The organism is Brucella sp. JSBI001 (assembly GCF_026014005.1).
GTDB lineage: Bacteria > Pseudomonadota > Alphaproteobacteria > Rhizobiales > Rhizobiaceae > Brucella > Brucella anthropi.
In genome coordinates, this window is sequence record NZ_CP110339.1 from 2,247,483 (window position 1) to 2,273,617 (window position 26,135).

Here is a 26,135-nt window from a genome sequence, read left to right on the forward strand (position 1 = left end):
CGTTACTTCCATCCAAAATAGAATTAAGATTAGATCTGACAATTCTCAGTAATAAATGTCGTAAATGCCTGTCCATAAAATAATCCGGACGCAAAATATTTAACAGTCGATGCCTCCTATTTATTATCCGCCGCGAAACTGTTCAGACTCGCGACCGGGCATAGGCATCCTTGTGAAGCCCGGCAATGATAATTGGGTTCAAAATGGGCAAATAGATGCTGCAATCGCGCAATATCGCGACAGCCCATTGTGAAACTGTCGGAAAAATGAATTCATATTGAAACCTTCTGATGTACAGAACGGAATAACCCATCTGGTCGCTTCATGTTGTTCAGTTCAATCTTTGGAAGGTACTGTCATTTCTTTTCATCGGCGGATAAGCGCGAAATGCGAAACCGACCCATTTTGAGGTGGAAATCGACACCTCAACAATTACTCATCCCGGAAAATGATACTTGCAAAGTTTATTGTTCTGGCGGCTTCTCACCATTCAACAACACTCACTGCGCGCCAATTTCTATGCTTTTGCTGTGAAGAAATGGAGCGGCTACATAGACGCTGAGCAGAAAGATAGCTGCGGGGAACAAGGCGTATAAAAGCGATCCTGCTATATTGCAGGACCGCCATGGTACGATAAGGAATACTACGGTTGTTGCGATGCCGGCGATTACGAGCGGTGTCATCTCCTACCGCCGAATTGCGAATCTTGCACGGGTTTGGCCGTGACTGATCAGCCTGTGTCTGACGCAATCCCCTGCTGGTTCGCTGGATAGTGGGATACCCGATCGTGAAGCCGGGATATCGTCGATGGGATTATCAGCTTGTCTTGAAGCCGACGGTTGTCTTGTGTGAATAGCTGTCGGCGAAGTTTACAATGCTGGTGTTGACGGAGCCTTCGCCGAAGACTGAATATGTGTCGTCATTCCAGTTATAGAAGCCACCAAGGCCGATCCCGCTCCACCGACCTATCCTCTAAGAGCATGGTGCCAGACGACTCTCGTAACCTCGCAAACTTAATGTGATATCACCAAAAGTGTGATCAGCGACGCGAGAACTTCACCGGCGCCGTGATCGTCCTGTTGACATCGGGCGGTGGTGCGGGAACCGGCGAGGCACGCTGGACCAGCGACAGGACTTCGCTGTCGAGTTCCGGAAAGCCCGACGAACGTGCCAGCGAAGCCGACAGGACCTTACCCGTTTCGTCGATACGGAAGCGGACATAGACGACGCCTTCCTCGCGACGGGACTTTGCGCCCGCGGGATAACGCTTGCGCCGCTCTAGATGCGCCATAAGCCGCGACTGCCAGCGGGCCGGACTGATCGAAGACGCAAACAGGCCCGATGCCGACTGGCGTGCCGCGTTGCGAGTGGATTGGATCACCTGCGCCTGCGCCTGATTTACCTGCCGCGATGCGGCCTGCTCCTGCTGGCGCTGATTGACCTGCTTCTTTTTCGCTTCCTCTTTCCGAACAATTTTCTTTTCCGGTTCGGGCGGTTTTGGCCGTGCAATTGGTAGTGGAACCTCGATCTTGTCCAGTTGAACCAGTTCTTCCGCCTGTTCGTCCTCAACCGGCTCCGGCTCCTGTTCGGCCAATTCCTCCGGCTGTTCCCGCTCCTCTATCGGCTCTTCCACATTTTCCGCAGGCGCGCTGGCATCCGCTGTTTCCTGATCGGGAGAGACTTCGTTTTCTTCCGTCGCTTGCGCTTCCGGCATTTCCGCAAGCTCGATCATTATCGCCGCTGGCGGCATGTCGTCAGCAGCGACCATCTCGGCATCACGCAAGAGCCACAGCGCGGTGCCAACATGAATAGAAAGAACCATGAGCCCGGCACCGGCCCACAGGGTAAGCTCCGAAAAGCTGCTGCCGAAACTCCGGTCGTCTTCAATATGCTTCATGTCGAACTGACTTATGTCCTTTGGTGCTTCAGACGCACGCTTCCACCCGTTTTTGCGGTCCGACGAAGAGCAGCAGGCCTGCGCAAAGCAGTACGTTGATCGCCATTTCGAAATGCCAGAAGAGGCGTGAGCCGAGTGCCAGCGCAACAATGCAGAGCATGACGATCAAGGCGAGGACCGACAGCCGAAAAAGACGCGGAAACGCGCCGAGCCTTCGCCAGAGCGAAAGCGTGCGACGCGCAATACGATTGCTCTCGAGCCAGTGCAGGGCCCGCGATGACAACTGGATAAAACAAAGCAGCGCGCAAAAGCCAAACAAGGCAGACGGCATCAACCAGACCTGCAAGCCAACCAGCGCGGCCCCGCTGAGCAGAAAGCCGAGCGCTAGATAACCTGCGCGTTGTCTTTCGTCGGGATAACGCGCTGTTTCGCCAGGTGTGAATTCCCCGCTACGGGTCGATAGGTCGACAGCGTTCATTCGAACATATCCCGCACAAGTGCATGAACACGACGGAATGCTGTCTCCGCACCCACGACCATCCGGTCTTCTTCGGCTTCGCTCAGTGCGATCTCGTCCAGCGCTGCGGTAAAGGTCCGCCAATGCAGTCCGCGTCCTTCCGGTGCACGGCCAGATGACGGGCGCCGAACTTTTCATGAAGTCCAAGCTTTTCCGCCTCTTTCAGCAGGAATGCGGCGCCAAGATTGGAGCCTTCCGCCACATAGAGCCAGCCAAGGGCCGTCGGAATATCGACCGACTGCCGGACGGTGAATGCCGGTTCTCTATCCGTCGCCGGATGCGGCAGCGCGAGATCGTCCAGATCCTGGCCAATCTGCTCGAAGCGGCGCCGGCCTTTCAGATCAGGCAGAAGCGCATCAAGTGCCTCATCGTCATAGAGAGCGTCGATATCGCGGTGGAACTGATATTGCATCGCCGCAAAAAGACCGTAGCGATCACGGCTTGCGAAGGGATTTCCACGTATGATGCTCTGATCCAGCCGTTCATGCGTCTCTGCCGTCCGCGCCTTCAGGCGTTTCGAACGAAGAAGGGCGGGGTGTCGAATAATCACGGCTTCTAACATGACGTTTTTCCCTGTTTTGATTGAATCAACCGAACGGACAGCCGACGAAAGACCTTGCGAACTTCCGTCGTTCCGCATTTCAGCCTAAAAGTGGAAATTGAGACCAACCTTCACGGTGTGCGTATCGAGAGAGTTCGATGCCTTGCGTCCATTCACGACACCGGAACTTCCCTGATGTTCGACGGTTTCGTAAATCGGGCGCTCGCTCGGCTCGCAGAATTCCCCCCCGAGGATTTCGCAGATGAATGGCTCCGGCGGCACCATCTCCGTCCCGACCTGCTCGGTCGTGGTGTAGTTGCCGCTGGTTCCCGCGCGTCCGTTTTCGAAATTGAAGCTGCGGTTTCCATACCGGCTGTACGTGTAGTCCGCCTTTACCGACCAGCGGTCGTTGATTGCGTATTCCACGCCGCCGCCGACCGTCAGGCCAGCGCGCGTTCCCGAGGACTGGTCGACGGCAAACATGGCCGTGTCTTTCTGGCCCATCATGTCCTGCGTGTAGCGATATTGATCGCGGGTCTGTCTTTCATGCAGGAAGGCAACGCCTGCAGTACCGTAGACGAGCCAGCGATTTTCGAGCGCATAGCCGAGACGGCCGCGAACCGAACCGGTCCAGTCGATGTCGTAATGGGTCACTGACTGGATGCCCGCCACGTCATTGATCGGCTGAAGCCATTCCTCCTGCATCATGGCCGTCTGCGAACCACGCATACGTGTCTTGCTAACATCGGCTTCTATGCCGAGCACGAGCCGGTTGCCGAGCTGGTAGTTGTAACCGGCCTGAGCGCCATAGAGCGGCGCGGTACCGAAGCCGCGATCTGCCGATTCAGAGGCGGAAATGGGGTCGGCGCTACCGTTGAGCGCCGTGGTGGTGCCCCAATTCCGCCCCGATGACATGCCGGTATGGACACCGGCATAGAACCCGGTCCAGTCGACGCGCGGCGCAGTGCCCTGCCAGCGGGAGAAGGGCGATAGTTGCGGCAGTTTCTGGTCACCGCCGAACGTGCTCGTCAAGCCTGCATAGAAAGTGCGGCCCGGTCCGGGCTGGTTCACCAGCCCCAACGGATCGACATAGTATTGATCCGTTAGATTTTCGATGCGAGCTGTCGCGGTCAGGCTGTCGGTAACCTTGTACTCGGCAAAAACATCCACCAGCGCATAAGGCTTCCATCGCGTCTGCGAGATGAATTCGCTGGCGCCCGTCGCCGTCACATCACCATGGCCGATGGCACGCGGACCGATATAGGAAACGCGCCCGCCAAGTGTCAGCCTGTCTTCCAGCATTTTCTGCGACAGTGTCAGATCGACGGAATATTTCGGCGGAACATGGTTGGTCGCATAGTCTCCATAAAGCGACTTGTTACCGCATGTATCTGCCGTGCGGCAAAACTCCACATCGAGATAATAGTTGGCCGACAGATCGGCGGTGAAACCTCCGGCTTCGTACCGGCTCGAGAATTCCAGACCTGAAAAGCGGGCCCGGTCGATATTGTGAATCCGCATGCTGGAGTAACCGAGAGGGCTACTCCACCATTCGCGGGAAATATAGTTCTTGATGTCCCAGTTGAAATAACCGAGCTTCATCATGAGCGTATCATCGCTCTGGAAAACATCGTTCCGCTTGAGATTTGCGCCGATATCCCAGTTATTGCCCCGTTCGGGAGCAAGGTCCGGCTGGATCACGGTGAAAACACCCATGGATTCGACCGTGCTCGGGAAACGCAGCGCATTGGAATAGTTGACGTAGAGCTGCGCCCCGTCGAAAGGCTCGACCACGACGCCCGCCGTCGGGCTTATTCCGCCTTGCGAACGATTGCTCGGCTCCTCTTCCACATTGGAGCTCTCGCCTCGGTTATGTGAGGAGTAATGCGAATATCGCAAGCCCGCATTCAGTGTCAGCCAGTCCACCGGCTTGTAACCCAACTTGGTGTAGACGGCAGCTTCTTCACGGGAGACGTTGGGAAGTTTCAGCCAGCCTTCCAGCAGATCGGTATAGCCGCTCGGCTTGGTATCCTCGTTGAGATAGGAAACACCATAGGTAAGATCGACCGAACCGTAGCGGCTCAGATCGAAACTTGACGTATTGGATATATCGCCGCCCCACATGACCGTGTCTGCACCGGTCCTGTAACTGGAAGGAAGGCCAACGGATTCCGAAGTCGGGATCGGCGAGCCGCGTCGCGGATTGCGCAATTCGAGCCTGGTCAGCCAGACATTGGCCTTCATGTCGATCAGATCGTTGTCGTCCGGATTCCAGCGATAGCGCAGCGTGCCCGTATCGAGCTTTGCGCCCGATGTCTGCTCCTGCTGAACCGGCTGGCTGCGATCGTCGGTGAAGCGCGAGGCGAGAAGATCGCCCGCTTCGCTGCGAAAACCGGTATAGCCGAGCTGAAGCTCGTGGCCGCCGTCGAAGCGGAACGTCCCCTTGGTCAGATAGGATTCTGTTTGGAGCTGCGTGTTCAGCACCTCTTCCCCGGCGCGATAATTCGTGAGGCCGCCGTTTTCGACATAGGACGGCCAGTTTTCGCACCATGTTCCCGAAGTGTTGCACACCCTTCGCGGCCCGACATTGACCGGCTCTGCCGATGGGCCGTGCTTGCCCGCATGATAATTGCCGCGCTTGCGATAGGCATAGCCCGCAAAGAGGTCGTAGTTCTCCTCCTTCATGGCTGCGACAATGCTGCCTGAACCGGCAGTTGGCGAAAGAAGGGACGGCCTGTCCAAGCCATCGCCGGAAGGAATGGTCACCGGATTGTCCCTCGGGGAATAGGGCCACTGATAACCGCCCTTGGCGTCACCATGCGGCGTCGAGGAATTTCCGACATATTCGCCCTTCACCCGGATGCCCCAGGTGTCGCCCGGCTTGACGATATCGTCCGCATTCAATGTACGGATGGCGACGCTACCGGCAATGCCGCGCGACGCGGCATCCGATCCCTTGCTCACATCGATGCCGCCGATAAAATCGGGATCGATATAGGTACGGTTGGAAAGACCCTGATACCCTTGATAGACGGTGATGCCGTTTTCCGCGCCATCAATCGTGGTGGCAACCCGTCCAAAGCCCTGCATGCCGCGAATATTGACATCAACCGCGCCTGCACCATTGCGCGCCTCGCCCGACATCACGCCCGGCGTTCCGCGGAAAATATCGGCAGGGCTGGATCCCCTGAACCGCTCGATGGTCTCAGCTGAAATGTGCGAAGTGGCCGCCGGTGTTTCGTAAGGCGCATCCTGCGCGGCGATGCCCCCGCCACTCGTAACCGTGATCGTGTCGAGAAGCGTCGTCCCGCCCACATCGAGCGGCGCCTGTCCGCCAACTGTCTGGCCAGAAAGCGCAATCGTTCCGCTGCCGGTGAACCGGTAGGAAATGCCCGACCCCGACAGAAGCCTTGTCAGCGCCTGTTGCGATGTCATCGTGCCGGAAACGCCCGCAGAGCGCTTGGCAGAGGCTAGCTCCGGCAGATAGGTGACCTGCAAACCCGCCTGCTTGCCGAAGGTGGCAAGCGCGCCCGAAAGGGACCCGGCGGGTATGTTGAACGAGGTCTGCCTCGCGGTCTGGGCATGCGCGGCGACACTTGCCGCCAATGAAAGTGCGACGACACAGGTCGATCCCAGAAGCGCCGTCGTCAGAATACCGATTCCAAATTGCCGTCCGAACTGCCGCCCAACCCGAATATTGACATCAAGCCCCATAGCTCAACCACTCCAATCCGCCATTTATGGAAATGGGCAGTCGTATGGCAGCAGCTAACTTCCGGCCCTGATGTCTGAAACGGACGGGCGGGCGCAATTTTCTCCCCTGATTTCTAAAAAAGAGGGAAAAAATCAGATAGTGGAAATAATCGTGAGCCACGGCGAGATCTGACGAACCTTGCCACCATAGGGTTCGACCACCGCTTCCAGTGCCGACAGCGGCTGGTTGAGATCGAACACGCCAGAGATGCGCTCAGCGCCAAAATCCGACTGGGCCAGCACGACACGGCCCGATTTCCACCGCGCAATACGGGCAACGACCGAGGCGATGGTATCGCGATCCGCCACCAGCAGCCCTTCCCGCCATGCCGCGATCTGGCTGACATCGCGAACACCGCGCTCAAAGCTGGAACTGCGGGGATCGAAGGACAGCCATTCACCTGCGCCAACCGGCGGCTGCGTGGGCAAGCCCGCCGCCCGAACCTTCACATCCACCGCGCCGTAATCGACGGAAACGGCGAGGTAACCCGCATCGTTACTAACGTCGAACGCCGTTCCCAGCGTCGTCACCACCAGGTCGCCCGTCGTCACCTGGAAGGGCCGTGCCGTATCGGGTGCGACATCGAAGAAGGCCATGCCTGCCAGAAGCTCTACGCGGCGATATTGGTCGCCGAAGCGCGACCGGATGGCGCTGTCCGGACCGAGCGTCACCTGCGTTCCGTCCTTGAGTGCGAGCCGGCGCAATTCGGCGGTGGCCGTCACATAATCGGCGCGCACTTGCAGGACCAACTGTGGTCCTAGTATTGCGCCTGCGCCAATCACCGTCAGACCAGCCATGCCGCCGAATAGAACCGAGCGGCGCGACATCGCCTTGCCAGCCGCGCTATTGCGTTGCGCCTGCATTACCTTTCCGGCCATGTCGTGAATTTCCATTGCCTCGCGCCAAGCGGTTTCATGATCGGGGCTGCGGGCACGCCAGCGGGCGACAAGGTCATGCGCGACCGGATTGCCGGGGTCGTCCTGCATACGGATGACGAGGTCGAGCGCCTCCTCGAACAGCCTTTCGCTTTTCGACAGTTTTTCATCCATGAACGAATAGTTCCTCGTGGCGCTGCAACTCCGCAAGCCGGAGTAATCTCTCTATAATGGGTGAAACGGACGAGCGGCGGGAATTTTCACCTGCCAGCGGAAGAACGGCGATCAAAAAGAGACATCTTCCTTGAGCCGCGCGCGCAGGTGCAGATAGGCGCGCTTGATGAGCGTCCATGTCCGCGATACGGAAAGATCAAGCTCCGACGCGACTTCGGTGATCGTCTTCTCGTCGAGACGATGCATCTCGAAGGCCCTGCGTGTCTTTTCAGGCAGTTCCAGGAGCGCGCTTTCGATGATCGCCAGACGCTGCCGGTCATAGACGACCGCTTCGGGCGTCGGCGTGTTATCGGCAAGTCGCTGCCATTCGTCTTCTGCTAGATCGGACTGCTGGAACAGCCGTTCGCGCCGATACAAGTCGATCGACAGGTTACGCGCAACCTGATGCAGATAGGCACGCGGATTGCCGTCCTTTTGTGGTGTCGCAGTCAGCACCCGGACGAATGTATCCTGCGTCAAATCGGCAGCCGTTTCCGCATTGTGCCCCCTGCGCCGAAAGAACCGGTTCAACTCCCGGGCATGGTTCTGGAAAAGACGATGCAAATTCCACATTGCTTGAAACCAGTCAAATGGGGGATGACGAACTGGTGCGTCGCTGCTCTGGCAGCTCGCCCGCTCCTCATCTTATATATGACTATAATAGTCAAGTTTAATTTCGTATAACCACCATTGAGCACACTTCGTTCATCTTCGTCATTGCGTTCCGTTTTAGGAAATTGAATTCTGTAGGTTGGCGAGTGTTCGAAGCAATCATTTAAATAGAATCCGATTCCCCTAAAGGAAATAAATTTCCAAAATTAATAATCCATATAAATAGTTATAACAGAATTGGTAATCCCCCGCCAAATAACGGACTTCAAAAGTAGAATTTTCTCGGGCTATATGATCGAGGAGATTTTGATGAAGACGAGCAGATTCAGCGAACCGCAAATCCTTGCCATCCTTCGCCAGGCGGAAGGCGGCGTTCCTGTACCCGAGTTATGCCGGGAACATGGAATGAGCACTGCGTCATTCTACAAATGGCGATCCAAATACGGTGGCATGGATGCCTCGATGATCAGCCAGATGAAGGCTCTGGAGGACGAGAACCGTCGCCTGAAGAAGATGTATGCGGAGATAAGCATGCAAGCGGAACTGCTCAAAGAGGCTCTTGGAAAAAAGTGACGCGGCCATCTCAACGCCGGGAGATGGCCGAGAAAGCAGTGGCGTTGCGAGGGGTGAGCGTTGCGCTTGCCTGCCGCACCTTCGAGGTCAGTGAGACATGTTATCGTTACAGCGCCAGGCTGAACGACGAGAACGAGCAGATTGCCGATCTCCTGATCGGACTGACGCGGGAAAAGAAGACCTGGGGCTTCGGTCTGTGTTTCCTTTATCTGCGCAATGTCCGGGGGCATCACTGGAACCATAAACGCGTTTACCGCATCTATCGTGAGCTTGAATTGAACCTCAGGATCAAGCCGCGCAAGCGGTTGAAGCGGGACAAGCCCGATGCTCTGACCGTGCCAGATGCGCCGAATATGGTCTGGTCCATGGATTTCATGGCCGACCGGCTGGAGGATGGAAGGCAATTCCGGCTGCTGAACGTCCTGGACGACTTCAACCGCGAAGGTTTGGGCATTGAAGTAGACTTCTCGCTGCCTGCTGAACGCGTCATCCGCAGCCTCAACCAGATCATCGAATGGCGCGGCAAACCATTCGCAATTCGTGTTGATAATGGGCCGGAATACGTCAGTGGCAAACTGATGGAGTGGGCTGCCAACCAAGGCATCGCCTTGAGCCATATCCAACCCGGCAAGCCACAACAGAATGCGTATGTCGAGCGCTACAATCGCACCGTTCGGAATGAGTGGCTCGACCAATACATCATCGAAAGCATTGAGGAGGCGCAGGAATTTGCCACGCAGTGGCTATGGACCTACAACAACGAACGTCCCAATATGGGCATCGGCGGAGTAACGCCCGCACAGAAACTGAAAATGGCCGCGTGAATTCTACTGACGAGCCCCGTTAAAAACGGGGGGATTACCAGCCCATTCACAGTCAAGCAGAAATATGGCACGATCCGCTCTGTTGGTCGCCTTCACTGTGCCTGGTCATCCTAAAGAAAGCGTCTCCTCGCTAGCTTCAGCCGCAGTGACACTATGTCGAGCCTGTGACAAGAAAGAATGAAGAGAACACTCCGGGCTTCATTACGCGATAATCAGATAACGACTACCGTCGTGGCGTTTATTTGCGCATTCTTGATGCTTCAGGGAATGCTCTCGGCTTCACGCGCAGCGCCATGGCGGGCAGTGAGTATGATAATCTATTTGGAGTAATCTGTTCTACTGCCGTCGCGGTCCATCTGCCGTCTCATGGGAATGATGGCAAGTCCTCCTCCAAATCAAGCGATTGCCCGGCGCGTGCGACGTTTCAGGCCGGTTCACGCACGACGGATTGCGTCTTCGCCCGGGTCCTCGTGGCGATCTGTGTCTCCGATACAAGCGTTCCATTGGAGAAAACTCGTAAATGCGTTGTTCCGCCAGCCACCAAGCCTTCGATGCTTTCGGCTTTGGCGAGAAAAAAATCAGCCCATGCGCCCCGATGCAAGCCATATTCCTTAAGCCCCATGAGTTTTGCAGGGATTGCCGTAATCATCGCGTAGGCGGTAGCAAGTTCGTCGCCCTTGAGATGACCTGCAAGCAGGGTCCATCGTGCGATTTCCAGCATGTCACCGGAGCCGGTCGGAACGAAAGGGTCTTCGATATTGTCGGAAGCAGTGGCAATAGGCACACCGGCCCGCACGATCTCGGCCACCCGCGTCAGTCCGCGTGGCGGCAGCTTGTCGCAATCGCGCGCCTGTAGATAAAGATTGGCCGCAGGCAGCGTGACAACACCGAGCTTCAGCGCGATGATCTGCTCCAGGATCGCTTCGAAATCAGGCCGGTCCATAGCACTCAGAACCGAAGCATGGCTTAGCACGGAGCGCGCCTCCAGACCATAGCGGCGGACCCGCTCGAAAACAGCATTAAAAAGCGGGCGTTGCGGGTTGAGATGTTCATCGAGATGCAGGTCGATCGGACGGCCATGGCGCGCCGCAGCGGAGAACAGGATATCGAGATAACGCTCCGGGTCTTCCGCCACTGCGGGCGTGCCCCCAACGGCATCGGCCAGCGCGACCGCGCGATCGATGTTGGCCTCCAGCCAGTCCAGATCCTGCCCAGGATGCGGGATCATGAAAGCCACGAGCTGCAGCTTCACCCGGTCGGCCCAGTCCGATCGTAGTTTCGCTAGCGCCTCTATACCGTTGAAGCCCGCATCCTTGTCCACATTCACATGGCTGCGGATAGCCGTGGTGCCTCGGCTGAGACAACGCTCGATGGTTCTGGATGCCCGCTTGAAAATATCGTCGGGAGGGGCCTGCCGTGCATATTTTGCGAAAGCGTCACGCGCGCCCTGCAAAGTGCCCGACGGGTTGGGCGCGAAACGCAGTACGCCTGTTTTGTCGAGATGCTGGTGCATATCCACCAGACCCGGCGAAACAATGCAGCCTTCCGCATCGATGAGCTGCATGTCGTCTTCAAGCTCGATGTCGGACGCAATATCCAGGATGACGCCCTTTTCGGAAATCAACATGTCGGCCTGTCGGACATCGCGGGCGCCGACAGCAACCACACCTCCCCGGACAAGGCGGCGGCACGGCGCGTTGGATTGCTGGAACAGATTATCCATCGTGAACCTCACTATCTGAATGGAGTTGAAAAGTTAAAACGGGTCCGCCCCGCAGGCCTGTATTCCACAGCTTCTATAGCGGGCGGGTGCGAACCTCTGGTGTGCAGGCCGGGCTTTCTGCCCGGCGCCGCAGATGATTATGCTCAACTACCGTTGGTCTGGGACTTCGCCTCGGCCAGATGACCGTCATGATGGCTTTCATGGGCCTGGTTACTGTTGCCCAATCCGTTGAGGACGAGATTTAGCGTAACGGAAACCACGCAAGCCACCACAACGCTCGAATGCAGGATGGACTGCGTCCAGTCCGGCAGTTGCTGGAATAGATTGGGTGACATGATCGGAATGAAAGCGATGGCCAGCGTCAACGCGACGATCAGGATATTGTACTGATTATTCGCGTAATCGACCTTGGACAGCGACTGGATGCCAGCCGCAGCGACAATGCCGAACATCGCCACCGCTGCGCCTCCGAGTGCCGGTGCAGGCACCGCCGCAAGGACTGCACCAAACTTAGGAAAGAAGGCGATGACGCACAGCATGAAACCGCAAAGCGCCACAACCCAGCGGCTGCGTACACCGCTTAGAATGACGAGGCCGACATTCTCCATGTGAGCAATGAAGGGAAAGCCCGCGAAGATGCCCGCAACTGCACTAGCAAGGCCGTTGGCGCGCACACCATCGGCAACCTGTTCAGGCGTTACATCCTTGTCGACAATCTCACCGATCGAAATGAACAGCCCCATGGATTCCACTGTCTGGACGATCATCACGATCACAATCGTCATAAATGGCAGGACGGCAAAAGTCGGCAGTCCGAAATGGAACGGCGTCGGCACGGTCATCCATGGAGCGGCCCCGACCGCGTTGAGATTGCCCATCCCCAGAAGAAAGGCGACCAGAGCGCCCGCACCCATACCGAAAAGCACAGCCAGGTTTTTCAGGAGCGGCGATCCAAACCGATTGAAGGCAAGGATTAAGATTAACACCAGCAACGCCACGCCCAGAAAAGCGGGATCGCCAAAATCGGACTGGCCGCGTCCGCCGCCTGCCCACTGATAGGCTTCCGGCAGAAGCTGCACGCCGATGGCGGTGACGATGCAGCCCGTGACGACGGGCGGAAAGAAGCGACGCAGATGCCCGGTAACCGGTGCGATCAGCATGATGAAGATACCGCCTGCAATCACGGCACCGCAAATGCCCGCTATCCCCACCCCCGGCATGGAGCCGATGGCGATGATGGCCGAGACACTGGAAAAGGCGACCCCGTTCATGATCGGAAGACGGACGCCGAAACGCCAGAATCCTATGGTTTGCAGTAGCGTCGCAATACCTGAACAGAAGAAGGTGGCACTGATCAGGAGGATAGTTTCCTCGGAACTGAAGCCGAGCGCATTAGCGATAATCAGCGGCACCGCAACCGATCCCACATAGGACACCGCAACGTGCTGCAGCGCCAGAGTGAGTGTTTTCTTGGCAGGTAATATTTCATCGACTGGATGTATTGCAGATGTCATCGTTGTTCCCCTTATTGAGTCAATTTCCAACGACTTGTGGCCGTTCCTTTCGTGACGTCTTGTCTTGACGTTTTCATTGCCTGTTCCATCAAACCGGCTTCGGAAATTATCCCCGCATCAAGCGATGCAGCAGATAAACTCCCGGCTCCGAAGCCGGTCGATTGCGGGTTATTATGCCCGACATGCTTCTATGCGGGCCTGCAACGAAGCCCGGTCGAGATTGCGCCCGATGAAGATCATCTTGTTCGAGCGTTCATCCCCTGCCCATGGATGATTGGGGCGGAATTCGATCTCGTTGTGGACGCCGTGCAGGACATAGCAATAGTCATCGTCCTGAACGGAAAAGATGCCTTTCATTCGAAACAGATTCTCGTTGTTCTGTCGCTTGAGTTCCTGCACCCATCGCGAAATTTTCTGCGGGTCCATATTGCCCGGAAATTCGATACCGACGGACGTGACCGACGTGTCATGGGTATGGCTGGCATCCCCGAGCCATGCGTGTTCATGACCGTGATCCTCGTGGTCATGAACGTGCCCATCACTATGGTGATTATGATTGTGCACGTGCCAGTCGAAATCGATCTCGGCAGCCATCTTGCGATTGCGATCGAAGGCCGCCAGTCCCAGGATCTTGGTGAGATCGATCTGCGCATAGCTCGACAGCACGATATCCGCAGTTTCGTTCAGCTGGCGGATGCGTCTGCTTACATCGGCAATATCTGCGTCCTGTGCCAGGTCCACCTTGTTGAGCACGATACGGTCTGCACAGACGATCTGATCGACCGCCTGATTGTCGATGCCATCCAGATGGATATCGTCCAGATGCTGGCGAATATGTTTGACGTCGACCAGCGTTATGACTCCGTCGAGATTGGTTTCATTGCGGATCGGATCATCGAGGAAGAAAGTCTGGGCCACCGGATAAGGATCGGCAAGTCCGCTCGTCTCGATAATGATATGATCGAGACGTTCCGGTCTTGCCAGAAGCTGGCGTATAACCCGCAGAAGATCGTCACGTGCCTCGGCCACACAACAGACGCAGCCATTGGTCATTTCGAAGATTTCTTCCGTACTGCCGACGACCAGATCGCCATCAATGCCGATTTCCCCGAACTCGTTCTCGATCACAGCGATCTTCATGCCGTGATTTTCCTTCAGAATGTAGTTCAGCAACGTTGTCTTGCCGGAGCCGAGAAAGCCGGTAAGCACGGTGACCGGAATCTTGTCCTTGACTGTCTTCAACATCGTTCTTCTCCCTTGGATTATCGTTGTCAGGGCATTTTGAGCCATCGCCGCACGCCACCCGTCTCCAGATCGAAAAGATCCAGAACCCGACCAACGGTGTGATCGACCATCTCCGCGATGCTTGCGGGTCTGGCATAAAAGGCGGGAACAGGGGGCGTCACGATGGCGCCCATCTGGGTGACGGTCAGCATGTTGGCGATATGAGTCTGCGTCAGCGGCGTCTCGCGGGCCAGCAGCACCAGCTTTCGCCGCTCCTTCAACGTGACATCGGCTGCCCGGCTGATCAGGCTCCCCGACAGGCCATGTGCAATTTCCGCAAGCGTTTTCATCGAGCACGGCACCACGACCATACCCATGGTTCTGAAGGACCCGCTCGAAATGCTGGCAGCCATATCGTCGGATTTGTAGAAATAGCTTGCCTGCTCGCGAATATCAGCGAGTTTGTAGTCGGTCTCGTGGGTCATGGTCAGAAGCGCCGACCGGCTCACCACAACATGCGTTTCTATCTGGAGTTGCTGCAGGATTTCGAGAAGGCGAAAGCCGTAGACGAAGCCTGACGCACCGCTGATCCCAACCACCATGCGCGGGCGGTAGTCGTGTGGTCGTGGAGAGACGGCGTTCATGACGGTGTTCCCGTTGGTCTTATTCCGGTCAGACCGCCCAGAAGATCGCGCGCACGCCTGAGCGCATCGTCGCCAATCACGGCACGAATGCCATGAAAATCAGGGCTTCGCGTCGCATCGAGCGCCAGCCGCGACGTCGTACCGTCAGAACTTGACGATGGATCGAGCGGACTGCCGGGCAGACCGTCAATCGTGAAAAGATCACGATGCGGTTGGAAATGTGTGGCCATTGCCCACAACACCTGACTGTCCTGCGTGACGTCTATATCGTCGTCGACGGCTATGACCGTTTTCAGATAGGGGTCCCAGCCGAGAAGGCCCAGCATCACCTGGCGCGCTTCGCCGGGCCGACTTTGCTTCAACGCGACATAGCAGTGAAAATGCGTTCCGGAGGTGGGATAGTGCAGCCTCGTTACCGAGGGGAACCGCGCTTTCAGCTTCTCGAACATTTCAGCTTCCCGCGGCAGGCGGGCAAGGTTGAGATGCTCGTCCGTCGCACCGCCCACGACATCGACCAGCCAAGGCGTCCGACGACGCATGACAGCCGTTACGTGAAACAGCGTATTGGTCGACCGATCCGAAGAATAGCCAGAGAACTCGCCAAATGGTCCTTCCTCGACATGTGCATGGGGATCAAGATACCCCTCCAGCACATATTCTGCCGCCGCCGGAACACCGATAGCGTAGCGTGGTGTTCTGACCAGACGCAACGGCTCGCGCATCAGTCCGCCGGCAACAGCACGCTCATCTGCACCGAATGGCAACCGCGCGGAAGCAGCCAGCATGAAAAGCGGATGCGCCCCAACCACCATCGCCACCGGCAGCGGCCGACCGGTTTCACGCGCCGTCTGATACATGCGCCATAGATGCCCGCGTGAGTGCAGGCTCGTTGCCAGTGTCGACTGGGAGTGCCGCATCGACCTGTGATAACTGAGATTGGCAATGCCGGTTTCAGGATCACTCGCAACAATGATCGCATTTGTGATATAGGGGCCGCGATCACTCTCGAAATGCCGGATCATCGGAAGTTTGTCGAGATCGACGTCCTTGCTTTCGTCGACCTGTTCCATCACCGGGCCGTCGGCGACATATTCAGGCTCGATCAGAGCATTGGCGCGTTTCTGGTACTCGCCATGCAGCTCGGAAATACGCGTTCCGAAAATGCGGGCGATCCTTTCGCGCGATGCAAACACATTCGTGACCAGCGGCACCTCGCTGCCCGGAACCTGATCGCAGACCAGCATCGGTGTCCTGCCCTTTTCAGCCAGCGTCGCCACCAGTGCGGTAACATCGCGGCCGTCCTGCAGAGGTTCGCGGATATGAACGACGTCATCGGGATAAAGTTGCCGGTAGACGTTCGCGAAACTCTGAAAATCCTGTGTTCCCGTCTTGGTGACTGAATGCAGCCCGTTCATGACTCCTCCCGATGTCATTTCCTGAAATGTGCGGGGTGCGCATGCACACCCCGCACAGCGCCTCAGACGTAGGTGGCCTTGAGACGCTTCTCCGCTTCCGCCAGATCCTTGGGAGGCTTGGTGGGTTCGATACCGATGAGACGGGCTATGTTGTTGCCCAGATAGTCTTCGAGAATATCTTCGCTGAGGTTCATACCCTGCGGCTCCGGCGAACACAGAACCTCCAGCTCGCGCAACCACATACCCGGATTGTTCGGTGGCGAATCCGTACCGAATACGATCTTGTTCGGCGGCAACTGCTTTGCAAACTCCACGATGCGCGACTGGAAGCACCAGCCGGATTCGCAATAGACATTCGGCGTGTCCATCGCCATCCAGAACGCTTCGAACGAATAGTTGCCGCCCGTCTGTATCCCGAAATGGCCGATGATGAAGTTGACCATCGGAAATTCGCGAATGATGGGATAGAACTGCGTCGGGATCGAATAGGGGCCGTCACCCGTATGGATAAGCACGACGACGCCCAGCTCCGCACATTTCTTCATGGCAGGCCGCAACCATTCCAGTGCGCGGTCCGGGCGATAGCCATGCATGTTGGAATGCAGCTTCAGCATCTTGAAGCCATATTCCTTGACATGGAATTCCAGTTCCGCAGCGCCGTTTTCCGGACCCCACCGAGGATTGTAGTTGAAGTTGCCGATGAAGCGGTCCGGATATTTTTGGCAAAGCTCGGCGACATAGGACATGTAGTCACGAATGCCGTCGCGTCCGCGGCGGTTACCATCACGGTAGCCCGTGTTTCCGGGCGGCGGCTGAATGAAGCCCATATCGATCCGGCGCGGCTTGCCGTTGATCATATACGGACCGTCCATGAGCTTCAGCATGCGTTCGCCGGTAAACGGCTCACCGGTATGACGCCAGGCCTCATCGACAAGATTGGTTGGATGCAGATGGGTATCGATAATCATGTGGATTCTCCGCTGAACTACGCAAGGGTCGCCAGGTAGTGCTTGTTTTCGATGCCATGACGTTCAAGTTCTGCGACTGCATTCTGATAGGTGGCGGGCGGAGGAGTTGGCTCCATGCCCAACATTCGGGCGAGATTGTTGCCGAGGTAATCCTCAAGCGTGTCCTCGTCGAGATTCATCCCTTGCGGCGGTTCATGGCAAAGCACTTCGAGCAGATTCAGCCACATGCCTGGTTCGTTAGGCGGCGTGTCTGAACCGTAAAGGATCTTGTGCGTCGGCAAATCCTTGGCAAATTCAACGATACGCGACTGCAGACACCAGCTGCTTTCACAGAACACGTTCGGATATTCCATTGCCCATTGGAAAGGCTCGAAACAGTAGACCCCTCCGGTCTGCACACCGAAGTGCGCCATGATGAAATTGATGTCCGGATATTCCTTGATAAGCGGAATCCACTCCGTCGGAATACTGTAGGGGCCATCACCGGTATGCAGCTTGACGAGCACACCCAGTTCCCGGCATTTGTCGAGCGCTGGGCGCAGCCAGTCCTTGGCACGGTCAGGCCGATATGCATGCATATTGGCTTGCAGTTGGATCATGCGGAAACCATGTTCCTTCACATAGCGCTCAATGGCCTCGACCCCGTTCTGCACGCCGCAACGCGGATTATAGACGAAGCAGCCAATGAACCGGTCCGGGTATTTTTGAACCATTTCAAGCGTATAGGCCATATAGGCATCGATGGACTGACGCCCGTCTAGCTCCCCATCTGTCCACGTATAGATGGTGTTGCCCTGCGGCGGCTGGATGAACGCCTTGTCGATGCGACGTGGTTTGCCGTTGATCGTATAAGGGCCGTCCATCATTTGAATCAGGCGCTCGCCGCTGAACGGATCGCCATCATGCTGCCAGGCCAGATCGACCAGATTGGTCGGATAGCAACTGGTATCGATGATCATTGATTGGTCTCCTTTTCCCGGTCGTGAAGGACCGATCCTCGAGAAAACCAACTGCGTCCCCCTTTGGTGCGGCAACCGTTCGCCAGGCGACGGCAGGCTTATATTTCGACAGCAGTGATTTTCGTCACTGCCCACTATCGCCGCATTGATGGTAAGACGTACAATATCGCTTTCAGCGCATGGTGAGACGATTTCGATATGGTCGAATCCGGCGCCGAAGCTCAGAAACGCCCATCAGGAAAGCAAATCACAATAAAAAGCCGACCCTGAGGCCGGCTGTAGCTCTTCTGGGAAGGTGGCCGCCGCAGGCGATCAGTTTGGAGACTGTTTGGTCCAGTCAAACAGCATGGTTGCGCTGAGAACAGCGAAGATAAGAATGATATCGAACACGTAAACCTCGAAAATGGGAAGCCGCTGGCCTTGTTGAACGGGCAAGGAATTTACCGGTCAGCATCCCTTGAAGATCTCCCAGATCTTCATCCCCACGCCTGACATGGGTCTCATAAACGCAAGACGGCAGTGAAATCAAGCCGCGTCCGGCAACAGAGTTTCGTATTTTCAAGGACTATCGCCCCTCCCCCTTTGAGACGTACAGTGTTGTTTGTTCCGGTTGGCGAGAGGTTTTCGATATGGCTTACAATCATCTGAAACCGTTCGATCTGCGAACACTGCGTTATTTCCTGGTCGTCGCGGAAGAGCTCCATTTCGGTCGCGCCGCAGTCCGTTTGAATATGTCGCAGCCTCCTCTCAGTCAGCAGATCAGACAACTGGAGGACCGTCTCGACGTCGTGCTGTTCAAACGCAGCCATCACAATGTCGAACTGACTGCAGCGGGAATGGCTTTGAAAGAGCAGGTTCCGCTGATCTTCCAGCAGTTGGAAAAAGCTGTTGTCACGACCCGTATGACAGCAGCAGGCTCCATCGGTCGACTGGACATTGGCGTAATCAGTTCTTCGCTGGTCGGCATCATTCCCAGAGCGCTCGATATCTTCACCAGCCGTTATCCGGATGTCGACTGGCAGCTCCATGAATTAACGCCAGCGCTCCAGATACAGGGACTGCTTGAGCGTCGCATCGATGTTTGTCTTTTTCGCATGCCGCCGCATCAGGACGGCCTGCACCGGGAAATCATCATGAAGGAAGCTCTCATGGTAGCCATGCCAAGATCGCATCCTCTCGCCAGCCAGAACAGCGTCTCCTTGATGCAACTGAAAGATCAGCCGTTCGTCATGTTCGGCCTGCATCAATCGAGATTTGCAGATTTCCTCTATCAGTGTTGTGTCAAAGCAGGGTTCACGCCGACAATTCGCCAGCAGGTCGTAGAGGTGCAATCGCTTCTGAGCCTTGTCGGCGCCAATATTGGCGTCGCCCTGTTGCCCGCCAGCATGCGACAGCTGGCGCAGCCGGAAGTGGTTTTCAAACCAATTCATCCGTCGCCACCGGAAATCCCTTTATATGCTACCTATCGCGCCGGTGACATGTCACCGACACTGAAGCGCTTTCTGGCGATAATCAGCGAACTGATAAGCGAACACCGGATCAATACGGTCTCCGATGAAACAGACCGACGAATCCAGTCCGTTTTTGAGTAGCACCAGAGAACACCAGATTGAAGAGCCGCAGCATTCTTTGGAAGGACGAGAAGAACGAAGGGAGCCTGGTCGATCCTTTCGACGTAAGGCCAAGAACAAAGAACAGCTCGATCAATTTGATCCGTGACAACGGTAGCTAGGGCAAGACTGCAATCACTATTAAGGTGGCATTCTATTAAAATGACGGCTTTGTCAGCATCAACAATATGATGGTCAAAACTGCTGCAAATAATGGAAAGCCAAAAGCAAACCACCAGCGATAGTGACTATGATAGCCCCGGCGGCAATGCCTTTCCCTCGGCAGCAGCCAAACGAAGCATGCCCCACAGCCGGACAAGGCAGCCAGACCAACTTCACATGCAAGAAAATAGCCGGCAATTGACTAGACATTGGTAGCAGTTGCGGTGAACCGTATCAGTCAGTGCGACGATACCGCCGACATGAGCAATGGACTTCCGTGTTTAACGGTTGACTTGCTTGAGTGCTGCTGACCTGTTCAGGCCGGACAATACATATTGGTTCTGCACGGCATCGGGCGTTGCGCACCAATCACCGAGAATACATAACCAACTGTTCTAGTCTTATGCTTGATGTTAGGAAAATGTGTTAAATACTGATACTGTTGGACTCCCCGGCCGTGAGACCTGAATATGACAAATCAAGCCTCCCCATTGACAATCGATGACATCACAATCGTCGATCAATCGAAGTTGAAGAAAGCTGTCACGGCCGCTGCCTTAGGTAACACCATGGAATGGTTCGACTTCGGCGTTTATGGTTTTGTGGCTTTCGCACTGGGCAAAGTCTTTTTTCCTGAAGTCTCTCCTGCAATTCAAACCATTGCAGCGCTCGCGACTTTCTCGGTGCCTTTTCTTATACGTCCACTCGGTGGACTGTTTTTCGGCATCATGGGTGATCGCTTTGGCCGACAAAAAGTATTGTCGCTCACTATAATCATCATGGCAGCAAGCACATTCTGTATCGGGCTGATACCCGGCTACAACAGCATTGGTATACTTGCTCCTATACTGCTATTATTGTGTAAACTGGCACAGGGGTTTTCCGTAGGCGGGGAGTATACAGGCGCGGCTATTTTTGTGGCGGAGTATGCACCTGACCGCCAGCGTGGTGTATTGGGCAGCTGGCTCGATTTCGGTTCTATTGCAGGCTTCGTTCTCGGTGCGGGTTTTGTGGTTCTTTTACAGACCTTCTTGTCCGAAGCAGCATTTTTGAGCTGGGGTTGGCGTGTACCCTTTCTGGTTGCGGCGCCGCTTGGACTTATCGGCCTTTATCTGCGCCATGCTGCCGAAGAAACCCCGGCTTTTACCCAGCAATTGGAACGCTTGGAGCAGGAAGACAAATCAGCACTGCAAGAGCGGCCTACGGTGCCATTTACCGAGATATTCACCAAGTATCGCAGGTCCTTGCTCGTCTGTATAGGCATGGTTCTGGTGACCAATATCACTTATTACATGCTCCTTACTTATATGCCGACCTATCTATCCAGTAATTTGGGTTACTCAGAAAATCATGGCGTGATGATTATCATCGCAGTGATGATCGGCATGCTTTTCGTGCAGCCACTCATCGGCTTCACTAGCGACCGCATTGGGAGACGGCCTTTCATTCTGATTGGCAGTATCGCCCTGTTCGTAGTTGCTATTCCCGCCTTTCTGATGATCGCCAGCAACGAAACTGCCCAGATCTTCCTCGGGCTGCTGCTCCTGGCAATCGCGCTCAACTGTATGATCGGAGTGATGGCGGCAACCCTACCTGCTCTATTCCCCGCCCGAATTCGATACAGCGCCCTGGCGAGCTCCTTCAATATAGCTATAATAGCTGCCGGGCTCACTCCGACGTTGGCAGCATGGCTGGTCGCAAGCAGCAATAATTTACTCATGCCAGCATATTATCTGATGGGCGCAGCAGTAATCGGCATCGTCACCAGCGTATTCTTGCCCGAGACCGCCAACCAGCCACTACGGGGTGATACGCCGAATGCTTCTAACCCAGCAGAAGCCCAAGTTTTACTACAAGAATCCTACGATATTATTGAAGAACGTATTGAGGATATCGACGTGGAGATCGCCACGCTCCAGGCGAAGATCGCTCAGCTATCTGCGCAGCGTGAAAAATTGGCCGACCGTCACCCAAACATTGATTGATATTGCTCATGAGAGCGTGAGATTTTCAACTCCTCTGTTCTTTTACCAAACCATCAATCCCGTGCAGACCATCTACCATTCCTCCAGCCGCTGATCCTCATCCCAATCGGGATGACCGGCATGATGCAAACCGGAGTTCTTCTGACTTCTTCAGTGCCACTTTAATACAGCGTCGCCTTGTCTGCCGCAGAAACCGCCATTTGTCTCTGCTAAATGTGATAGCTGGCGAGGGACGCACCCAACGCTACAAGTATCGTACCACACGCCTTTGGCACCAACCAACCAGCCTTGTTGTGGCGAAGTCGCTCCAAGGCAAATGAAGCAATAGCGACTGCCACAACATCGGCAGTTGAGAAAATCAGGTTCACTATCATCCCCAGCACAAGGAACTGGAGCCAGAGTGGAATTTCGGCTGTGGGTTGTACAAATTGCGGTAGGAAGGTGAGGAAGAAAAGTGCCGTCTTCGGGTTGAGAACTTCAACTACAATGCTATCGCGAAACGTTTTTGATGTCGGGCTGGTGGATTGATCTTTCTTACTCCACTCGAAGAAAATGGCGGCTCCCAACCAGATCAGATATGCGGCGCCGATAAATCTTATAATCATATAGACCCGCGGTGCATGTTCCATCAACGATGCAAGGCCGATCGTGGCACCCACGATATGCACGTAACATCCTAGATGAACGCCGAGAGCAGCCATTAGGCCCGCATTACGACCATACGCAAGGGTCTGCGCGGTCATGTAAAGTATTGCGGGTCCTGGCATGCAAGCAAACGTTAGCGTAGCGACCGCAAAAGGTATCCATAAGTTCATCGACAACATGACGGCTTCTCCCCCTGGCCCGATGAGGGAGCATTAAGCTTCACTCAAACGCAATGCTATACGGCAGGTGTCGTATTTAAATGGCAGCAATGCTCGGATAGTCTACTTTTGGCTAGAGTTTTACACCGATCCTGCTACCTACCAAAGTATGGTAAAGGGATCGACCTGAAAATTGATGGATTCGGCTTCTGCATAAGCTATCGTGGGGCAATTCCGAAGAACACTATCGCATGCACCGGCGGCGTAAGACCCTCCAACTAATGGGGAAATTAATCGTGTCGCCACGAGGGTATTCATGAAAGCGACAGGTAAAGACACATTCCAGAGGCTGAGACTGAAAGAGTTTTTCAGCGCTCGCTGCATTCACAAGGTCATGCGTGATAATGATCGTGAGAAAATATCACGTCATTTGCGCAAAAAATTCGCGAAAAGGCGCCCTCACGATCAACCCCAATTGGCGAAAGTATGTATCTAGTTCAATGGAAACTAAGATCGCTCCGCTCACCGCTTTTGCCGATTAAACTGTGGGATATAATTCAGCCGATGCCCTTTCCAATCGAACGACCGAAGGTAAAATCAGGCAACTCCGACTATGGCAGACAATGTGCCCAGGCACTTGATCTATCCGTTAGGAATCTTATGAGTAAAGCTGTTGCTTCCGGATGGGATGAAGTTGAAGTTGCGTTGCAGGTGATATCGCTCTGCGAGAGCTATATTTATGGCCCCTTTGATCGCGAGCGTTAACGCCGACAAATAGAACAACGAAACCTTGCTTTCCAGTTTGCATGTGCCAGCCACTTGTCAGTACAGATTGAGTTTTATCAGCGCCGTCCGTGCGAAGATCACCGTCGGATGGCTTTTTGACGTCTACTTGCTGTAGCAGTGGCCGCCATGGAAATATCGTAGGTTGGAGTCCTGGCGTCGTATTATTCTCTTCAGCCAGCTACCCACGCGGACCGAGATGTTTGATTGCCGGTCCAGATTCGCAGCTGAATCTATGGTAGTCATGAATGACTGGATGGAGGGCAATCTAGGTGAAACTCCACGCTCTGATGTGCGTCGACATCGAATGACAAGCGTTATAGCAACTCCTGAAATGAGTATTGGCGGCCCTGGTATCTTGGTATTTCTGGACTCACCAAGGCGCGGTGTACGGCAACGGATGGTATTGGCATAGTCTCGTCTGAACTTTTCAGCGCATTCGTGCGCTGTCTTGTGAGTGACAAAGGTCCCGCTGGAAGCCAGCATAACTTCGACCATGCGAATGCTCAACGGAAACCGGAAATACAGCCACACCGCCTCTGCAATAATCTCGGCTAGAAAATTCACGTGACACAAGCGCAGAACTGTCACCAGCTCATTATGTCCGAACCAGTATCAATAGCTGTCAAAAAATTTCCTTGCACCGGGGCGTTATCTCAGCAAATAAGCCGACTTAATTGACACAGAGCTTTATTCCGTTGTCGGATCGTGCATCAGATTAAGGTTCCCTCAAAGCCAGCAGAACAGCGCTCCATATTGATCGTCTCAACCTCAAACCATTGACTTTTCAAAACGGCCGCATTTAAACACCGGTCAAGTTCCTGAACTGGATCATTCCCAAGCGTCCGCTTTGGCCGGGTGCGCTGCGTTAGAAATCAAGAGTAAATCATGGCACACGAAGATCTCGAAGCTCGGCATCTGGAGACACTGGACCGGGACTTGAGCCGCTTCGTTCAGCTGGAAACAGCAACGAGTTACGTCTCACGTCCGCTCGTGGCTCCAGGCATTGCTCTTGTATTCATCATGCTGGCCGGGCTCGTCGCTGCCATGTTGCTGGACCAGACCACTCAGATGCTTATTGTTGTGGCCGCGACCGTTTTTGGCGCCTACATGGCTTTGAACATCGGCGCCAACGACGTGGCTAACAATATGGGACCGGCCGTCGGTGCCAATGCGCTGAGCATGGGTGGTGCGATTGCGATTGCCGCGGTGTTTGAAAGTGCTGGCGCACTCATCGCAGGAGCCGATGTTGTATCGACGGTCGCTACCGGCATAATTGCGCCAGACACACTTGCAACACCGATCATGTTCATCTGGGCAATGATGGCAGCGTTGCTCGCCTCGGCGCTTTGGGTCAACCTTGCGACATGGATCGGCGCTCCTGTTTCAACCACGCATGCGGTTGTCGGCGGTGTCGTGGGCGCCGGCATTGTCGCAGCTGGGTTCGGAGCAGTGAACTGGTCTCAAATGGCGGCTATTGCGGCAAGCTGGGTTATTTCGCCTGTGCTGGGTGCGATCATAGCTGCTGGTTTTCTCTGGTTGATCAAATCCCGTATTATCTATCGCGTGGATAAGATTGCTGCTGCTCGTTTGTGGGTCCCGATCCTTGTTGGCCTCATGGCGGGAACCTTTGCGACATATCTGATCATGAAAGGGCTGAAACAGTTGATCGATGTGTCGACTGAGGTAGCTCTGATCTTTGGATTGGCTGTTGGTGTTGGAAGCTGGTTGATCTTGATCCCGGTCATTCACCGCCAGTCATATGGGCTCGAAAACCGCAACAAGTCACTCAAGATCCTGTTCAGCATTCCTCTGGTTGTGTCGGCGGCTTTGCTGAGTTTTGCCCATGGCGCAAATGACGTGGCGAATGCTGTGGGACCGCTCGCGGCAATTGTCCAGACATCGCAAACCGAGGCGTTGAACCACGGCGTCGTGATTCCGCTCTGGGTTATGCTGATCGGTGCATGTGGCATTTCTTTAGGCTTGTGCCTGTTTGGCCCCAAGCTCATTCGAATGGTTGGCAACCAGATCACCAAGCTGAACCCGATGCGGGCTTATTGCGTGTCATTGTCAGCCGCAATCACTGTCATTCTGGCCAGCTGGTTGGGATTACCGGTCAGTTCGACCCATATAGCCATAGGCGCGATCTTTGGCGTTGGGTTCTTCCGCGAATGGGACACGGAACGACGATTGAAGAAAGCGCGCCAAGCCCTGCCATTGGATTCCATTCCGGTTGAGGAGCGCCGCCGTCGAAAGCTGGTTCGCCGCTCTCACGCGCTCACGATTGCAGCCGCCTGGGTGGTAACGGTTCCTGCTGCCGCAATCCTCTCGGCCATTTTGTTCGCACTGTTGAACCAGATCCCTGTTGGGCATTCCTGACCCGGTACGCAGAAGTCAAAAAAATGCAGCCATTTGGTTCGGCTTTCCCTGCTGGCAATCGTGCGCCGTGCTTGCCGGGCCACGCCAGACGCGTTTAGTGTTAGAGGATGCGGCAGCGAACCAGCAGTACTCTCAATTGCTTGCGTTCCAAGCGGACCTT

18 protein-coding genes and 2 pseudogenes are annotated in these 26,135 nt (G+C 55.3%); 4 read left to right on the forward strand and 16 right to left on the reverse strand.

Annotation, left to right across the window (positions count from 1 at the left end):
* Positions 1-1,039: 1,039 nt before the first annotated feature.
* The 6 genes and pseudogenes from LJ361_RS10605 to LJ361_RS10630 form a co-directional block, all read right to left on the reverse strand.
* Positions 1,040-1,897: a TonB family protein gene (locus LJ361_RS10605; RefSeq protein WP_264813481.1), complete on the reverse strand. Its 858-nt coding sequence runs from the start codon at positions 1,895-1,897 to the stop codon at positions 1,040-1,042.
* 28 nt (positions 1,898-1,925) lie between these two features.
* A complete protein-coding gene (locus LJ361_RS10610; RefSeq protein ID WP_264813482.1) occupies positions 1,926-2,375 on the reverse strand; it encodes a DUF454 family protein in 450 nt (149 codons plus the stop codon).
* Positions 2,372-2,976: pseudogene (locus tag LJ361_RS10615) on the reverse strand (biliverdin-producing heme oxygenase). Before LJ361_RS10615 ends, LJ361_RS10610 begins: the two are co-directional and overlap by 4 nt.
* A gap of 84 nt (positions 2,977-3,060) precedes the next feature.
* The gene (locus LJ361_RS10620) at positions 3,061-6,669 is read right to left on the reverse strand and encodes a TonB-dependent receptor domain-containing protein (protein ID WP_264813483.1); all 3,609 of its coding nucleotides are present in this window, start codon (positions 6,667-6,669) and stop codon (positions 3,061-3,063) included.
* A 132-nt stretch (positions 6,670-6,801) separates the two neighbouring features.
* On the reverse strand, positions 6,802-7,758 hold the full coding sequence (locus LJ361_RS10625; protein WP_094515199.1) for a FecR family protein: 957 nt from the start codon (positions 7,756-7,758) through the stop codon (positions 6,802-6,804).
* A gap of 111 nt (positions 7,759-7,869) precedes the next feature.
* Positions 7,870-8,370 carry an RNA polymerase sigma factor gene (locus LJ361_RS10630; protein ID WP_094515198.1) on the reverse strand — a complete coding sequence of 167 codons (501 nt, stop codon included), beginning with the start codon at positions 8,368-8,370 and terminating at the stop codon, positions 7,870-7,872.
* A gap of 348 nt (positions 8,371-8,718) precedes the next feature.
* Between LJ361_RS10630 and LJ361_RS10635 the strand changes: the two genes are divergently transcribed.
* A protein-coding gene (locus LJ361_RS10635; protein WP_264813484.1) for an IS3 family transposase occupies positions 8,719-9,806 on the forward strand; the annotation gives its coding sequence in 2 pieces (ribosomal slippage) (positions 8,719-8,980 and positions 8,980-9,806; 1,089 coding nt in all).
* Between the two features lie 424 nt (positions 9,807-10,230).
* Here the strand turns inward: LJ361_RS10635 and LJ361_RS10640 are convergent.
* The 7 genes from LJ361_RS10640 to LJ361_RS10670 all read right to left on the reverse strand — a co-directional run bounded on the left by LJ361_RS10640 (position 10,231) and on the right by LJ361_RS10670 (position 18,253).
* Positions 10,231-11,529 (reverse strand): amidohydrolase family protein, encoded by a 1,299-nt coding sequence (locus LJ361_RS10640; RefSeq protein ID WP_122241737.1) that lies wholly within the window; start codon positions 11,527-11,529, stop codon positions 10,231-10,233.
* A 143-nt stretch (positions 11,530-11,672) separates the two neighbouring features.
* Positions 11,673-13,043, reverse strand: a complete 1,371-nt coding sequence (locus LJ361_RS10645; protein WP_036577801.1) for a nucleobase:cation symporter-2 family protein — start codon at positions 13,041-13,043, stop codon at positions 11,673-11,675.
* Between the two features lie 171 nt (positions 13,044-13,214).
* On the reverse strand, positions 13,215-14,288 hold the full coding sequence (locus LJ361_RS10650; RefSeq protein ID WP_036577799.1) for a CobW family GTP-binding protein: 1,074 nt from the start codon (positions 14,286-14,288) through the stop codon (positions 13,215-13,217).
* Positions 14,289-14,314: 26 nt separating this feature from the next.
* Complete coding sequence (locus tag LJ361_RS10655; protein WP_051129070.1) at positions 14,315-14,911, reverse strand: UbiX family flavin prenyltransferase; 597 nt, start codon at positions 14,909-14,911, stop codon at positions 14,315-14,317.
* Positions 14,908-16,326: a UbiD family decarboxylase gene (locus LJ361_RS10660; RefSeq protein ID WP_151612459.1), complete on the reverse strand. Its 1,419-nt coding sequence runs from the start codon at positions 16,324-16,326 to the stop codon at positions 14,908-14,910. Before LJ361_RS10660 ends, LJ361_RS10655 begins: the two co-directional genes overlap by 4 nt.
* Before the next feature lie 62 nt (positions 16,327-16,388).
* Positions 16,389-17,294: an amidohydrolase family protein gene (locus LJ361_RS10665; RefSeq protein ID WP_010660438.1), complete on the reverse strand. Its 906-nt coding sequence runs from the start codon at positions 17,292-17,294 to the stop codon at positions 16,389-16,391.
* Between the two features lie 17 nt (positions 17,295-17,311).
* A complete protein-coding gene (locus LJ361_RS10670; RefSeq protein ID WP_010660439.1) occupies positions 17,312-18,253 on the reverse strand; it encodes an amidohydrolase family protein in 942 nt (313 codons plus the stop codon).
* A 629-nt stretch (positions 18,254-18,882) separates the two neighbouring features.
* On the opposite strand from LJ361_RS10670, the gene LJ361_RS10675 reads away from it, so the two are divergent.
* Entirely contained in the window at positions 18,883-19,845 is a 963-nt protein-coding gene (locus LJ361_RS10675; protein ID WP_122241733.1) for a LysR substrate-binding domain-containing protein, read from the forward strand.
* 175 nt (positions 19,846-20,020) lie between these two features.
* Here the strand turns inward: LJ361_RS10675 and LJ361_RS23590 are convergent, their stop codons facing one another.
* The gene (locus tag LJ361_RS23590) at positions 20,021-20,182 is read right to left on the reverse strand and encodes a DUF2269 family protein (RefSeq protein WP_226622774.1); all 162 of its coding nucleotides are present in this window, start codon (positions 20,180-20,182) and stop codon (positions 20,021-20,023) included.
* Between the two features lie 313 nt (positions 20,183-20,495).
* Between LJ361_RS23590 and proP the strand changes: the two genes are divergently transcribed.
* Entirely contained in the window at positions 20,496-22,010 is a 1,515-nt protein-coding gene (gene proP, locus LJ361_RS10685; RefSeq protein ID WP_010660441.1) for a glycine betaine/L-proline transporter ProP, read from the forward strand.
* Between the two features lie 209 nt (positions 22,011-22,219).
* On the opposite strand, the gene LJ361_RS10690 is transcribed toward proP, so the two are convergent.
* Positions 22,220-22,834, reverse strand: a complete 615-nt coding sequence (locus LJ361_RS10690) for a LysE family translocator (protein WP_036577792.1) — start codon at positions 22,832-22,834, stop codon at positions 22,220-22,222.
* Between the two features lie 1,134 nt (positions 22,835-23,968).
* Positions 23,969-24,190, reverse strand: a pseudogene (locus LJ361_RS10695) (IS6 family transposase); the annotation flags it as partial.
* A gap of 294 nt (positions 24,191-24,484) precedes the next feature.
* Here LJ361_RS10695 and LJ361_RS10700 point away from each other — a divergent pair.
* Positions 24,485-25,975 (forward strand): inorganic phosphate transporter, encoded by a 1,491-nt coding sequence (locus LJ361_RS10700; protein WP_010660444.1) that lies wholly within the window; start codon positions 24,485-24,487, stop codon positions 25,973-25,975.
* Positions 25,976-26,135 lie beyond the last annotated feature (160 nt).

Bases quoted from the DNA above. Each gene is read 5' to 3' on its own strand.
- LJ361_RS10605 (WP_264813481.1), bottom strand. From the start codon at position 1,897: ATGAAGCATATTGAAGACGACCGGAGTTTCGGCAGCAGCTTTTCGGAG.
- LJ361_RS10610 (WP_264813482.1), bottom strand. From the start codon at position 2,375: ATGAACGCTGTCGACCTATCGACCCGTAGCGGGGAATTCACACCTGGC.
- LJ361_RS10620 (WP_264813483.1), bottom strand. From the start codon at position 6,669: ATGGGGCTTGATGTCAATATTCGGGTTGGGCGGCAGTTCGGACGGCAA.
- LJ361_RS10625 (WP_094515199.1), bottom strand. From the start codon at position 7,758: ATGGATGAAAAACTGTCGAAAAGCGAAAGGCTGTTCGAGGAGGCGCTC.
- LJ361_RS10630 (WP_094515198.1), bottom strand. From the start codon at position 8,370: ATGTGGAATTTGCATCGTCTTTTCCAGAACCATGCCCGGGAGTTGAAC.
- LJ361_RS10640 (WP_122241737.1), bottom strand. From the start codon at position 11,529: ATGGATAATCTGTTCCAGCAATCCAACGCGCCGTGCCGCCGCCTTGTC.
- LJ361_RS10645 (WP_036577801.1), bottom strand. From the start codon at position 13,043: ATGACATCTGCAATACATCCAGTCGATGAAATATTACCTGCCAAGAAA.
- LJ361_RS10650 (WP_036577799.1), bottom strand. From the start codon at position 14,288: ATGTTGAAGACAGTCAAGGACAAGATTCCGGTCACCGTGCTTACCGGC.
- LJ361_RS10655 (WP_051129070.1), bottom strand. From the start codon at position 14,911: ATGAACGCCGTCTCTCCACGACCACACGACTACCGCCCGCGCATGGTG.
- LJ361_RS10660 (WP_151612459.1), bottom strand. From the start codon at position 16,326: ATGAACGGGCTGCATTCAGTCACCAAGACGGGAACACAGGATTTTCAG.
- LJ361_RS10665 (WP_010660438.1), bottom strand. From the start codon at position 17,294: ATGATTATCGATACCCATCTGCATCCAACCAATCTTGTCGATGAGGCC.
- LJ361_RS10670 (WP_010660439.1), bottom strand. From the start codon at position 18,253: ATGATCATCGATACCAGTTGCTATCCGACCAATCTGGTCGATCTGGCC.
- LJ361_RS10675 (WP_122241733.1), top strand. From the start codon at position 18,883: ATGGCTTACAATCATCTGAAACCGTTCGATCTGCGAACACTGCGTTAT.
- proP (WP_010660441.1), top strand. From the start codon at position 20,496: ATGACAAATCAAGCCTCCCCATTGACAATCGATGACATCACAATCGTC.
- LJ361_RS10690 (WP_036577792.1), bottom strand. From the start codon at position 22,834: ATGTTGTCGATGAACTTATGGATACCTTTTGCGGTCGCTACGCTAACG.
- LJ361_RS10700 (WP_010660444.1), top strand. From the start codon at position 24,485: ATGGCACACGAAGATCTCGAAGCTCGGCATCTGGAGACACTGGACCGG.